This window comes from Burkholderia sp. Bp8963, from assembly GCF_003854275.1.
Lineage (GTDB): Bacteria > Pseudomonadota > Gammaproteobacteria > Burkholderiales > Burkholderiaceae > Burkholderia.
In genome coordinates this window covers 100,928-114,315 of the sequence record NZ_QTQP01000026.1, presented here as the reverse complement: position 1 = coordinate 114,315, position 13,388 = coordinate 100,928, and the positions used below count along the sequence as shown (strand labels likewise).

12 protein-coding genes are annotated in these 13,388 nt (G+C 67.6%); 9 read left to right on the top strand and 3 right to left on the bottom strand.

The annotated features are described in order from the left end of the window. The 7 genes from DID96_RS21955 to DID96_RS21925 all read left to right on the top strand — a co-directional run. Positions 1 to 967, top strand: a 967-nt coding sequence (locus tag DID96_RS21955) for an ABC transporter permease subunit (RefSeq protein ID WP_409333800.1), incomplete at its 5' end; no start/stop codon positions are given. Beyond that, positions 964 to 1,914: an ABC transporter permease subunit gene (locus DID96_RS21950; RefSeq protein ID WP_260463972.1), complete on the top strand. Its 951-nt coding sequence runs from the start codon at positions 964 to 966 to the stop codon at positions 1,912 to 1,914. The genes DID96_RS21955 and DID96_RS21950, both read left to right, overlap by 4 nt. A gap of 39 nt (positions 1,915 to 1,953) precedes the next feature. Then, positions 1,954 to 3,534 (top strand): DUF3138 family protein, encoded by a 1,581-nt coding sequence (locus DID96_RS21945; RefSeq protein ID WP_124601363.1) that lies wholly within the window; start codon positions 1,954 to 1,956, stop codon positions 3,532 to 3,534. A gap of 57 nt (positions 3,535 to 3,591) precedes the next feature. Next, positions 3,592 to 4,884 (top strand): FAD-binding oxidoreductase, encoded by a 1,293-nt coding sequence (locus DID96_RS21940; protein ID WP_124601362.1) that lies wholly within the window; start codon positions 3,592 to 3,594, stop codon positions 4,882 to 4,884. 73 nt (positions 4,885 to 4,957) lie between these two features. Then, a complete protein-coding gene (locus DID96_RS21935) occupies positions 4,958 to 5,338 on the top strand; it encodes a cupin domain-containing protein (protein ID WP_124601361.1) in 381 nt (126 codons plus the stop codon). 66 nt (positions 5,339 to 5,404) lie between these two features. Beyond that, positions 5,405 to 6,823, top strand: a complete 1,419-nt coding sequence (locus tag DID96_RS21930; RefSeq protein ID WP_124601360.1) for an amidase family protein — start codon at positions 5,405 to 5,407, stop codon at positions 6,821 to 6,823. Positions 6,824 to 6,848: 25 nt separating this feature from the next. Continuing rightward, positions 6,849 to 8,342 carry an aldehyde dehydrogenase gene (locus DID96_RS21925; protein ID WP_124601359.1) on the top strand — a complete coding sequence of 498 codons (1,494 nt, stop codon included), beginning with the start codon at positions 6,849 to 6,851 and terminating at the stop codon, positions 8,340 to 8,342. Between the two features lie 41 nt (positions 8,343 to 8,383). On the opposite strand, the gene DID96_RS21920 is transcribed toward DID96_RS21925, so the two are convergent. The 3 genes from DID96_RS21920 to DID96_RS21910 form a co-directional block, all read right to left on the bottom strand. After that, the gene (locus DID96_RS21920; RefSeq protein WP_124601358.1) at positions 8,384 to 8,758 is read right to left on the bottom strand and encodes a DUF86 domain-containing protein; all 375 of its coding nucleotides are present in this window, start codon (positions 8,756 to 8,758) and stop codon (positions 8,384 to 8,386) included. Continuing rightward, positions 8,755 to 9,189: a hypothetical protein gene (locus tag DID96_RS39005; RefSeq protein ID WP_260463971.1), complete on the bottom strand. Its 435-nt coding sequence runs from the start codon at positions 9,187 to 9,189 to the stop codon at positions 8,755 to 8,757. The genes DID96_RS21920 and DID96_RS39005 overlap by 4 nt, the downstream gene beginning before the upstream one ends. A 164-nt stretch (positions 9,190 to 9,353) precedes the next feature. After that, positions 9,354 to 10,649: an IS701 family transposase gene (locus DID96_RS21910; protein ID WP_124601370.1), complete on the bottom strand. Its 1,296-nt coding sequence runs from the start codon at positions 10,647 to 10,649 to the stop codon at positions 9,354 to 9,356. A 299-nt stretch (positions 10,650 to 10,948) separates the two neighbouring features. On the opposite strand from DID96_RS21910, the gene DID96_RS21905 reads away from it, so the two are divergent. Further along, positions 10,949 to 11,548: a DUF2760 domain-containing protein gene (locus DID96_RS21905; RefSeq protein WP_124601357.1), complete on the top strand. Its 600-nt coding sequence runs from the start codon at positions 10,949 to 10,951 to the stop codon at positions 11,546 to 11,548. Beyond that, positions 11,545 to 13,386 carry an Hsp70 family protein gene (locus DID96_RS21900; protein ID WP_124601356.1) on the top strand — a complete coding sequence of 614 codons (1,842 nt, stop codon included), beginning with the start codon at positions 11,545 to 11,547 and terminating at the stop codon, positions 13,384 to 13,386. Before DID96_RS21905 ends, DID96_RS21900 begins: the two co-directional genes overlap by 4 nt. Positions 13,387 to 13,388 lie beyond the last annotated feature (2 nt).

Below are 13,388 nucleotides of genomic sequence, written 5' to 3'. Positions count from 1 at the left end.
CACGCCACCCACGTCAGTATCGACCGGCGCCGTGGCCGCGACCGCGGCCCGCGCGCGCGCAAGCCGCTTCGCGTCGCTGTCGCGCTTCCTGCCATCCGGCCGCAGCGTCGCGATCGGCGTGCCGTTCATGTGGCTGACGGTCTTCTTCGCGCTGCCGTTCGTGCTGGTGCTGAAGATCAGCTTCGCCGACCAGATGCTTGGCATTCCTCCGTATACGCCGCTGGCGAGGGTGGAGGCCGGCATGGTGCAGGTCGTGCTGTCGCTGAAGCACTACGCGCTGCTGCTGAGCGACGACCTCTACCTGAACACCTATGTCAGCTCGCTGAAGATGGCGTCGCGCTCGACGCTGCTGTGCCTGCTGTTCGGCTATCCGATCGCGTACTTCATCGCGCGCTCGGCGCCGGCGCGCCGCAACCTGCTGATGATGGGCGTGATGCTGCCGTTCTGGACGTCGTTCCTGATCCGCGTGTACGCGTGGGTCGGCATCATGAAGGACGACGGCCTGCTGAACCACGCGTTGTCGGCGCTCGGCCTGATCGCGGCGCCGCTGCGGCTCTACCACACCGACACGGGCGTCTACATCGGGATGGTCTATTCGTACCTGCCGTTCATGGTGATGCCGCTCTACGCGCATCTCGTGAAGATGGACCTGACGCTGCTCGAAGCCGCGTACGACCTCGGCGCGACGCCGTGGTCCGCGTTCTGGCGCATCACGCTGCCGCTGTCGAAGAACGGGATCATCGCGGGCAGCCTGCTGGTGTTCATCCCGGCGGTTGGCGAATACGTGATCCCTGAGCTGCTAGGCGGCGCGAACACACTGATGCTCGGCCGCGTGATGTGGGACGAGTTCTTCAACAACATGGACTGGCCGATGGCGTCCGCGGTGACGGTGACGATGGTGTTGCTGCTGCTTGTGCCGATGGCGGCGCTCCATCACTACCAGACCGACGCGGAGGGCCGCAAATGACCCGGGCGAATCGCATCCTGTCCGCATCCGTGCTGACCGCGGGTTTCCTGTTCCTGTACATCCCGATCATCAGCCTCGTCGTGTACTCGTTCAACGCATCGAAACTCGTGACGGTGTGGTCGGGCTTCTCGCTGCGCTGGTACGGCGCGCTGCTGCACGACGACGAGCTGCTGACGGCCGCATGGCTGTCGCTGAAGATCGCGCTGCTGACCGCGACCGCGTCGGTCGCGATCGGCACCTGGGCCGGCTTCGTGCTCGCCCGCATGGGGCGCTTTCGCGGCCTCACGTTCTATGCGGCGATGATCAACGCGCCGCTCGTGATTCCCGAAGTGATCCAGGGGATCTCGCTGCTGCTCCTGTTCGTCGCGATGCAGCAGCTGTTCGGCTGGCCCGCGGGGCGTGGCTTGCCGACGATCTGGATCGGCCACGTGATGCTGTGCCTGTCGTTCGTCGCGGTGATCGTGCAGTCGCGCGTGAAGGAGCTCGACCGCTCGATCGAGGAAGCGGCGCTCGATCTCGGCGCAAAGCCGTGGAAGGTGTTCTTCGTGATCACGCTGCCGCTGATCGCGCAGGCACTCGTATCGGGCTGGCTGCTCGCGTTCACAGTGTCGATCGACGACGTGATCCTGTCCGCGTTTCTGTCCGGCCCCGGCTCGACCACGCTGCCGCTCGTCGTGTTCTCGCGCGTGCGTCTCGGCCTCAATCCTGAAATGAATGCACTCGCAACGATGTTCATCACCGTCGTGACGATCGGCGTCGTCGTGGTGAACCGCGTGATGCTGGCCCGCGAGCGCCGGCAGGCGCGCGACGTGCGCGCGTGGCTCGCATCGTCCGATTCGGTCGATGAATTGGCCGCTGAATCGGCCGCCGCCACCACCGTGCCTGCGCATGCGCACCGTGCGAACCCGGCCGTTCGGCCCGACCCCGCACCGCAACCCTCGAAGTGACAAAACGACAAGACGTGACGAACGACCAGGAGACTTTCCATGAAGAAGAGGTTCCTCTGCGCGCTGGTGGCCGGAACGCTGCCCGCTTTGGCCGCGGCGAGCCCGACCGGCGAGCAGATCAACGCGCTGCAGGCGCAGGTCGCCGCGCTGCAGAAGCAGATGAAGGCGCTGCAGGCGCAGCTGGCCGCGAAGCCGGGCGCGACCGTCACCGCGCAGGCGAGCGTGGTCACGGGCGGCGTGCCGGCCGCCGCCGCTGCCGATCCGTCTGCGCCGGGCTACGGCCAGGCGCAGGCGGTGCTGACCAACGACGATCTCACCGAGATGAAGCAGCAGGTCGCGAACCAGCAGCTGAAGGTCGATGCGCTGACCGACGCGGCCCGCACGGGCCCGATCGCAGGGCTGTCGATTACGGGCTATCTCGATCCGACCTACCTGTATAACCGCGGCGCCGGCACGTCGTCGTTCCAGTTCGTGAACCACGAGAACGCATACACGTACTACAACAGCACGTTCGGCGACGTGTTCCTCGACATCAGGAAGACCTTCGGCGTCGGCCCGACCGCGCCGTCCGCGGAAATCACGCTGATGCCGAATCGCGGCGCGGGCCTGTCGATGATGACGGGGAGCGGCGCGAGTGGCCTCGACATCGTGAACACGGCGGTCGTCACGGTGCCGCTGTCGGGCACGACCTCGTTCGTCGGCGGGCTCGTGACGGGCTTCGGCGGCTTCGAGTACCAGCAGTCGAGCCAGATGCTCACGCTGACGCACAACCTGCTGTACGACTTCTCCGATCCGGGCTCGTCGATCGGCGCGGGCATCAACTACCAGAGCGCGGACGGCCACTGGGCGTGGAAGTTCTTCGTCGGCAACGAGCAGTTCCGCTCCGCGGGCGCGGTCACGCAGACCGGCGTGAATGCGTTCGGCGATCCGATCTCGACGAGCAACAAGGTGCCGACCTTCACCGCGCGCGTCGACTATCTGCACGGCAGCGCGCTCGATATCGGCGGATCGGTGAGCATCGGCCGCCAGACGCTGCCGAGCGCGATCGATCCGGCGACCGGCAGCGTCCGGTACGGCGTCGGCGGCAATGCGCCGAGCGCGTACGGCGCATTCTTCTTCGGCGAAGCGGACGCGACCTATACGCTCGCCGACACGCAGTACAACGCGGAATTCGACTACGGCCAGCAGCAGCATGGCGCGTTCAACGGCGGGCTCGCGCAGTGGTTCGGGCTGTCGCTGCTCGCACATCGCAAGTTCAACCTGCCGGTGGTCGGGCGCATGGGCGCGACGCTGCGCTACGACCTGCTCGTCAACCGCAAGAACGGCGGCGGCGGTTCGTCGATCGGCCTGAACGGCAACGGGATGGATCCGTTCAACGGCTTCGGCATCGACGCCGACTGCCTCGCGATGTCGAAAGCGAATGGCGGCGTCGGCTTCGAATGCAAGGGGGCGACCCGGCAGGCCGCTGCGTTCGATCTGCTGTTCTATCCGACGCAGCAAGTCACGGTGAAGGTCGAGTATCGCCACGACTGGGCGAACAACAAGGTCTTCCTGCGTCACGACGGGTCGTATGCGAAGTCGAACGACCTGCTTGCGACACAACTCATCTACTCGTTCTGATGCGATGTGGGTGTCAGGCCGTGAAAACCGGACCGGCGCCGCTCGCGAGTCCTAACCATGCTCAAGTTCGAAAACCAGCCACATGTTCCGTCGTACTACGCGTCGACCGCGAACGACCACACGTATCACCCGCCGCTCGACGCGGCGGTTTCCGCCGACGTCTGCGTGATCGGCGGCGGGCTCACGGGCCTGTCCGCCGCGCTCGAGCTCGCGCAACGCGGCCAGTCGGTCGTGCTCGTCGAGGCATCGAAGATCGGCTGGGGCGCGAGCGGCCGCAACGGCGGCCAGCTGATCGCCGGCTATGCATGCGACATCGATACGTTCTCGGCGTACATGCCCGAGGAGGACGTGCGGCGCGTGTGGGCGATGGGGCTCGAGTCGGTCGACATCGTCCGGGAGCGGGTGGCCACGCACGGGATCGACTGCGACCTGACGTTCGGCTACCTGACCGCCGCGAACAAGCCGCGCCACGTCGACGCGCTGCGCGCGTGGCGCGATACGGCCGCGTCGCGCTTCGGCTATCGCGGGTACGAGTACGTCGAGCATCAGGACATGCACCGCTTCGTCGCGTCGGACCGCTACCTTGGCGGTCTCTACCACGCGGGCAGCGGCCATCTGCATCCGCTCAACTACACGCTCGGCGTCGCGCGCGCGGCGCGCGAAGCGGGCGTGAAGATCCACGAGGACACGCGTGCGCACGCGATCCGCAAGACCGCACTCGGTCATCAGGTGGCGTGTGCGCGCGGGCATGTCGATGCGCGCTATGTCGTGCTCGCCGGCAACGCGTATCTCGGCCGGCTCGCGCCATCGCTCGCACGCAAGATCATGCCGGTGACGACGTTCCTGATCGCGACCGAGCCGCTCGGCGACGCGCGCGCGGCCGGCACGATGCCGGCCGGCGCGGCGATCTGCGACAGCAACGCGGCGCTCGACTACTTCCGGCTGTCGAAGGACGGCCGGATGCTGTGGGGCGGCAAGGCGGGCAGCTCGACGCGCACGCCGCGCGATCTCGCCGCCGCGATGCGGCGCGACATGCTGAAGACGTTTCCGCAACTCGCGGACGCGCGGATCGACCATGCATGGGGCGGCGTCATCGATTCGACGATGAACCGCGCGCCGCATTTCGGCCGGCTCGAGCCGACCGTGTACTTCGCGCAAGGGTTCTCCGGCCACGGCGTGAACGTGACCGGGCTCGCGGGCCGGCTGATCGCGGAAGCGATCGATGCGCAGGCCGGCCGCTTCGACCTGTTCGGCAGGATCCGCCATCGCGATTTCCCGGGCGGGCCGCTGCTGCGCACGCCGATGCTGACGCTCGCGATGGCGTGGTACCGGCTGATGGATGCGCGTTGAACCCGTGCGGGCCGGGTGCCCGGGCCGCGCGATACCCGAATCACATTGAACCTTGCATACGCTGGAGGCGTACATGACGGACATCACGAATCTCGTCGACCTGATGGAGGACCCGGCGGAGCTGACCCAGAGCCGCGTGCCGCGCGGGCTGCTGCTGGCCGGCAATCCGCTGCAGACGCTCACGCGTCACTACATCAGCCCGTGCGGACAGTTCAACTGCGGCATCTGGGAATGCACGCCCGGCCGCTGGACCATCGAATACGACGAATCGGAATACTGCGAAATGCTGAGCGGCGTCGCGATCGTGCGCGACAGCGACGGCAACGAGCGCGTGCTGCGCGCCGGCGATCGCTTCGTGATTCCGCCGGGCTTTCGCGGCACGTGGGAAGTCGTCGAAGCGTGCCGCAAGATCTACGCGTCGCATGCGCCGCAGGCCGCGCCATCGCACGCGTAGCACGTCGGTTCGGCCCGGCAAGTCAATCATCGAGATCAATGAGAAGCAACCCATGAGGAACAACCCATGACCCAGGAATTGTGGCGGCTGAGCGCGGTAGAAATGGTCGAGCGCGTCGTGCGGCGCGACGTGTCGTCGACGGAACTCACACGGAGCTGCCTGCAGCGGCTCGAGCAGGTGAACCCTGCGATCAACGCGATCGTCGACGTGCTCGCCGACAGCGCATTGCGGGAAGCCGAAGAAGCCGACGCGGCGCTCGCGCGTGGCGAGCCGGCCGGCCCGCTGCACGGCGTGCCGGTGACGGTGAAGATCAACGTCGACACGGCTGGGTGCGCGACGACGAACGGCGTGACCGCGTTCAGAGGTCTGCTCGCGCACGACGACAGCCCCGTCGTCGCGAACCTGCGCAAGGCCGGCGCGGTCGTGATCGGGCGCAGCAATGCGCCGGCGTTTTCGTATCGCTGGTTCACCGACAACGACCTGCATGGCCGCACCGCGAATCCGTGGAATCCGCTGCTGACGCCGGGCGGTTCGAGCGGCGGCGCGGCGGCGGCGGTCGCCGCCGGGATCGGCGCGATCGCGCACGGCAACGATCTCGGCGGCTCGATCCGCTATCCGGCCTATGCGTGCGGCGTCGCGGGGCTGCGGCCGAGCAGCGGGCGCGTGCCCGCGTACAACCCGACGCAGGCGAAGGACCGGACGCTCGCGGTACAGCTCGCGTCGGTGCAGGGGCCGCTCGCGCGTACGGTCGGCGACCTGCGGATCGCGCTGGGCGCGATGGCGGGCGGCGACGCGCGCGACGCATGGTGGATGCCGGTCGCGCCGGTAGGCCATGCCGCGCCGTTCCCCACGCGCGTCGCGGTGTGCACGGAACTGCCGGGCGTCCGTGCCAACGCGGTCGTCGTCGACGCGATCCGGCAGGCCGCGCGCTGGCTCGAAGACGCGGGCTGCATCGTCGAGGAAGCGGTGCCGCCGCGGTTCGACGAGGCTTGCGCGCTGTGGCTGGACCTCGTGACCAATGAAGCGTGCAGCGGGCTCGGCGACGTGATCATGCAGCACGGCGACGCCACGATCCAGACTGCGTTCGCGAGCCAGCGCCGCCTGGCCGCGCCGCTCGACATGGCCGGCTACATTGACGGTCTCGCGCGGCGGACCGGATTGCTGCGGGACTGGCAGCAGTTCTTCGAGCGCTATCCGCTGCTGCTGATGCCCGTGTCGGGCGCGCAGCCGTTCGCGATCGACGCGGACCAGCACGGCGACGCTGCGGTGCGTCACATCCTCGACATGCAGGGGCCGCTGCTCGCGACCGCGCTGCTCGGGTTGCCGGGGCTGTCGGTGCCGACCGGCGTGTGCGACGGCGTGCCGACGGGCGTGCAGCTCGTTGCCGGACGCTTCCAGGAGGCGCTGTGCCTCGCCGCGGGCGAGGCGATCGAGGCGCGCGCAGGCACGCTGACGCCGATGGATCCGGTCACCGCAGCGTCGTGATACGACACGTCTTGAAGGAATCCTGATGAACGACAGAACGTTTGCAGATTGGCAGGCCGGCGCCGCGTCGCTCGAAATCGACGGGCGCGCCTTTATCGACGGTGCGCCGTGCGGCGCGCGAAACGAGCGGACCTTCGCGTGCGTGAGCCCGATCGACGGCCGCGTGCTCGCACCGGTCGCCGATTGCGACGAGGCCGATGTGGACGCGGCGGTGGCAGCCGCCCGTCGCGCGTTCGATGCCGGCGTGTGGGCCGGCATGAACCCGCGCGCTCGCAAGGCCGTGCTGCAGCGCTGGGCCGCGCTGATGCGCGAGCACCGCGACGAGCTGGCGCTGCTCGAGACGCTCGATGCGGGCAAGCCGATCGCTGACACGACGGCGATCGACATTCCGGCCGCCGCGCACTGCGTCGAATGGTATGCGGAGGCGATCGACAAGACCGGCGGCGAAGTCGCGCCGGCCGATCGGCATCTGGTCGGGCTCGTGACGCGCGAGCCGGTCGGCGTCGTCGTCGCGGTGGTGCCGTGGAATTTCCCGCTGCTGATGGCCGCGTGGAAATTCGCGCCGGCGCTTGCCGCCGGCAACAGCGTGATCCTCAAGCCGTCGGAAAAATCGCCGCTGACCGCGCTGCGGGTCGCGCGGCTCGCGCACGACGCGGGCGTGCCGCCCGGCGTGTTCAACGTCGTGCCGGGCGGTGCCGAGCCGGGCAGGCTGCTCGCGCTGCATCGCGATGTCGACTGCATCGCGTTCACGGGCTCGACGCGCACCGGGCAGCAGATCATGGCGTGCGCCGCGCAATCGAACCTGAAGCGCGTATGGCTCGAGCTGGGCGGCAAGTCGCCGAACATCGTGCTGCCCGATTGCGCCGATCTCGATCGCGCGGCGAAGGCGGCCGCCGACGCGATTTTCTTCAACATGGGCGAGGTGTGTACGGCGGGCTCGCGGCTGCTCGTGCATCGCGGCATCAAGGACGCGTTCATCGAGAAGCTGGTTGCGGCCGCGCGTACGTATGCGCCCGGGCATCCGCTCGATCCGTCGGTGACGATGGGGGCGATCGTCGATCGCATCCAGCTCGACCGCGTGATGGGGTATATCGAAGCGGGACGTGAGGAGGGCAGGCTCGTGACGGGCGGCGCGCGGGTCCGGGAGGAAACCGGTGGCTTCTACGTCGAGCCGACTGTGTTCGAGGTCGCGCCGGACGCGAAGGTGGCCCGCGAGGAAATCTTCGGGCCCGTGCTGTCGGTGATCGCGTTCGACGACATCGACGAAGCGGTGCGGATCGCGAACGACACCGAATACGGGCTTGCGGCGGCGGTGTGGTCAGGCGATCTGACGACGGCGCACGAGGTCGCGCGGCGGCTGCGGGCCGGGACCGTGTGGGTGAATTGCTATGGCGACGGCGGCGACGACATGAGCTTCCCGTTCGGCGGCTACAAGCAGTCGGGCAACGGCCGTGACAAGTCGCTGCACGCGCTGGAGAAATATACGGAGCTGAAGTCGACGGTCATCCGGTTGCGCTAGGGGTGTGGGGCGGCCGGCCTCGTTGGAGGCCGGCCGCTCGGTCAGCACCGCGCGAGCGTCGCGCCGAGACGATGGATGGAGTCCTTGAGCTCGGGTAGATTGTCGCGGATTGTCAAAATCACGACATCGTAATCCGTGTCCCAAAAGCGGTGGATCATCATGTCGCGCATCCTCGCCGCCTGTGTCAGGTTGGCAAGCAGATCGTATTCTCCGGTCGACGACTGTTCGATGCCCTCGCGGTGACGCGCGATCAGGCTCTTGGCGGCTTCGCCGATGATCAAGATCCGGTAGCACGCAGCGTCCCGCTCTTTCTGCCTGAAGCAGGCAAACCCGCATATCACCAGCGTTCCAAGGTGCAGCGCGATGCATTCGATCGAGAACCGGATGTCATGGCAAAGGTCGACGCCAGCCCTCATTCGCTTTCCGGCAACGGACTTGTCGGCGGGCGGTAGTTGCGGCGCTTCACCGTGGCATCGAAGCAGGCGTCCGTCACGACGAACGCCTTCAGCGCGAGCTTCTCTTCGATGTCGGCCATCACGCCGCCCATGTCGAAGAGCGTCACGTCGCCGACCGGCTCGAGCAGGAGCGTCAGATCATAGTCGGGGTCGTCGTAGTCCACGACACGCGGATTCGTAAAGTGATGCGCCGACACGATCTCGCGAATCGCGGATGCGTGCTGGCGCAAAGATGCGGCTGGATCGGGCATCACGCCTCCCATCAGGGTTTTTCCGTCGAACATTTCAGGTGCCGTCAGGTTTGTTCGGATGATTCGATTCTGCCCGTCTGCGATGGCCGCGACCAGTCCGCCGAATGGCCAGAACCGGTCGCGAGCCGTCCCGTGCGTCACGGGTGCATCGGGGTTGCGTCGCGCTGCAGCATGCGTCGGATTTCGCTACGGATTGCTAATCTTACTGTGTCAATAAATCAGCATTGGATGCTGAACAAAACGGACATCGCTCGAGCCGGCGCGCGATGTATGCAGCGATACGCCAGCGCAGCGTGGTGATGGAATCAGCCACGTGGCGCTGTGCGCGCTGGGGACCCGCGTGGCACGTAATCCGAGGGTAAGGCAAATGGGTCGCGGATCGCGGAGTTTTTTTTACTGTCGCCTTGAATGAGGCGTTGAGCAACAAGAAATCCATAGGCAGCAATACACAACGATGCATGGTGATGGAATCCACGCCAGCCACGTCCTTCGAAGTGTCCCAGGCCGAACTCCTGCTTGAGATCCTGATAGTCCCGCTCGATACGCCAGCGCATCTTGGCGACATGAACCAGTCGTTCGAGCGTCGTGTCTGGGGGTAAAGTCGAAAGCCAGTATTTGAGGGGCTCCGCATCACCTTCGGGCCATTCGATCAGCAGCCATTCCTCATCTCGCAGGGTGGAGCGCCAGTAATCTCGGTGTGAAGCACGCACGCGCACGGCAGCAAAGCGCGAACTGAGCGCGGCGCACGTACCTTCGCGCCATATCACGTTGCGATAGCGCGAGGCATCGAGCGTCGAGGCCAGATCCTTGACTCCGATCGGCTCATGTCCCGGTGCGCGCCGTAACAAGCTGCGTGGCCGGCCCGATTTCCCCGCGGCGGGCTCGGGCGGTAGAGGAGCCGTGCCCGGCGCCCATACGCGCGTGTTCGAGCGAATGCCCACCGCATACTGCAGCCCGAGCTCGCTGACGGTCTCCCGAAACGAGGTGTCGTCTCCATAGCCCGCATCGGCCAACACGATACCGTCGGGCGCGCCGCTTTGCCGTGCTTCGCGCAACTGCCCGGTCGCAATCTCTGGTTTGGTTGCAAACTCGATTTCCTCGGGCACGCCGGCTTTCTGTCGTCGCACGGGATCGTCGCTCCATTCACGCGGCAGATACAGTCGATACGACACCGGTAGGCTCGCGTCTTCCGTCGCCACCGACAGGCTCACCGCAACCTGGCAGTTGTCCTGCTTGCCCAGTTGACCGCAGTATTGCCGTGCCACGCCAACCGAATGCTTACCCTTCTTGGGAAATCCCGTGTCGTCAATGATCCAGTACAACCCGCCAGCCGGGTCCATGTGCGGCAGCACCCAGCGCCGCACCTGCTCGAGCAGCGCCGTATCGGACCATTCCGACTTCGCCACGAAATGATGCAGTGACTGGTGCCGCGCGCTCACGTGCTCCGGTTCCAGATGTGCCGCCAGCGGCTCGACGCTCTTGCGCCGAATTGGCAGCATCAGCCCTTGGCAATAGCCTCTCAATCCTGACTCGCGGTCGCTATGCCCAAGCGCTTCACACAAATGTTCCAGATACGCCTCGAATGACGTCTCCCAGTCCATCATTCCTCACGTCATGGATGAAGAAGTTCCTATAATGGCATGAATTTATTGACACAGTAAGACTAAGCCCCGACGCATCTCCGCAGTGTTCGGGGAACACATTTTTCGCCGCGGCAAGCTGTTCTGTCCCCCAACTTCCGCACCGGTCGGCCGCCACAGGGCAAAATACGGGTTTTGCGCTCCCGCGAGGGGGCCGGAATGGCAGGCGAGGCCGGCGCTGCGCGTGGTCCGCGCGCCCGGAGCCTGCCGCCCAAACAAGCTTGCTCGCCGCGTTGCGAGCCCACAGGAGTCCAAGCCACATGCCCGAATCCAACCTGTCCTTCTTCGGCCGGCTGTCGCTTGCCGTCGGCACGTTCTTCTCCGTGCTCGGCAATCGCGAGTTCGCCGCCGGCGTGCTGCGCGTACGCGATGGCGCGCCCGTTCCCGTGCAGCCGGCGCCTGCCGCCGCGCCCGCACCGGCGCCTGCCCCGGCCCCGGCCGCAGCGCCCGTGAAGGCCGCCGCGCCCGAGCTGCGCGAAGCGAGCCCGCAGGCCGCGCTGCAGCTGCTCGGCCTGCTGCAGCGCGATGCGCGCTTCATCGACTTCGTCGAGGAAGACATCGCCGGCTACGGTGACGCCGACATCGGCGCGGCCGCGCGCCTCGTGCACGACGGCTGCCGCGCGGCGCTGCGCGAGCACTTCACGATCGTCCCGGTGCGCGACGAGGCCGAAGGCAGCCGCGTGACGCTGCCGGCCGGCTTCGACGCGACGGCCGTGCGCGTGACCGGCAACGTGGTCGGCGCGGCGCCGTTCACCGGCACCGTCAGCCATCGCGGCTGGCGGGTCGCCGACGTACGCCTGCCGAAGCTGACCGGCAGCCACGATGCATCCGTAGTCGCGCCGGCGGAGGTGGAACTGTGAGCGATTCCCGTTATTCGATCGGTATCGACCTTGGCACGACCCACTGCGCGCTGTCGTATGTCGACACGGCAGCCAGCGACGGCGAGACGATCGCGCAGCAGGTGCTGCCGATCGCGCAGCTGACCGCGCCCGGCGCGCTCGAGTCGCGCGACCTGCTGCCGTCGTTTCTTTACCTGCCGCATGAAAGCGAGCTGACGCAGGGCGACCTGACGCTGCCGTGGACCGCGTCGCGCAATTTCGCGGTCGGCGAGATGGCGCGCAGCCGCGGCGCCGGCACGCCGATCCGCCTCGTGTCGAGCGCGAAGAGCTGGCTGTGCCATCCGGGCGTCGACCGCCGCGCGGCGATCCTGCCGGGCGACGCTCCGCCCGAGGTGTCGCGCGTGTCGCCGCTCGAAAGCTCGATCCGCTACCTGACGCACCTGCGCGAAGCGTGGGATCACGCGCACCCGGACGCGCCGTTCGCCGACCAGGACGTGACGGTCACGATCCCCGCGTCGTTCGACCCGGCCGCGCGCGAGCTGACGGCCGAGGCCGCACGCGCCGCCGGCTATTCGCGGATGACGCTGCTCGAAGAGCCGCAGGCCGCGCTCTACAGCTGGATCCAGAAGAGCGAGGGCGGCTGGCGCAAGCAGGTGCAGGTTGGCGATCTGATCCTGTGCGTCGACGTCGGCGGCGGCACGACCGACCTGTCGCTGATCGCGGTGGTCGAGCGCGACGGCAATCTCGAACTGCATCGCGTCGCGGTCGGCGAGCACATCCTGCTCGGCGGCGACAACATGGACCTCGCGCTCGCGCACGTCGTCGCGCGCAAGCTCGCGCAGCAGGGCACGCAGGCCGATCCGTGGCAGCTGCGCGCGCTGACTTACGCATGCCGCGCAGCGAAGGAAACGCTGCTGTCCGACCCGTCCGTCGACGCGGTGCCGCTCGTCGTGCCGAGCCGCGGCTCGAAGCTGATCGGCGGTTCGATCCGCACCGAGCTGACCCGTGCGGAACTCACGCAGACGATCCTCGAAGGCTTCTTCCCGCAGACCGACGCGGCTGCGCGCCCGATCAGCCGCGCGCGCGTCGGCCTCACGCAGCTCGGCCTGCCGTATGCGCAGGATGCGGGCATCACGCGCCACCTCGCGGCGTTCCTCGGCCGCCAGGTCGCGGCGCTCGACTCGCTGGAAGGCGTGCAGCGCACGCTGCCGGCAGGCGCGACGTTCCTGCACCCGACCGCGGTGCTGTTCAATGGCGGCGTGTTCAAGTCGTCGCTGCTGACGCAGCGCATGCTCGACACGCTGAATGGCTGGCTCGCGGCCGAGGGCGCGGCGCCGGCGCGCCTGCTCGACGGCGCGGATCTCGACCTCGCGGTCGCGCGCGGCGCCGCGTACTACGGCTACGTAAAGCGCGGTCGTGGCGTGCGGATCCGCGGCGGCACGGCGCGCGCGTACTACGTCGCGGTCGAATCGGCGATGCCCGCGGTGCCGGGGCTCGAACCGCCGGTGCAGGCGCTGTGCGTCGCGCCGTTCGGGATGGAGGAAGGCACGAGCGCGGCGCTGCCGCCGCAGGAGTTCGGCCTCGTCGTCGGCGAGCCCGTGCACTTCCGGTTCTTCGGTTCGTCGGTGCGCCGCCAGGACCAGGTCGGCACGCTGCTCGACTACTGGTCGCCGGAGGAGCTTCAGGAACTCGAGGAGATCCAGGCGACGTTGCCGGCAGACGGCCGCACGGTCGGCGAGATCGTGCCCGTGAAGCTGCATGCGCGCGTGACCGAGGCCGGCACGCTCGAACTCGAGGCGATCCCGAGCGGCACCGACGAGCGCTGGAAGGTCGAGTTCGACGTGCGCGGCGCCGCCTGAGC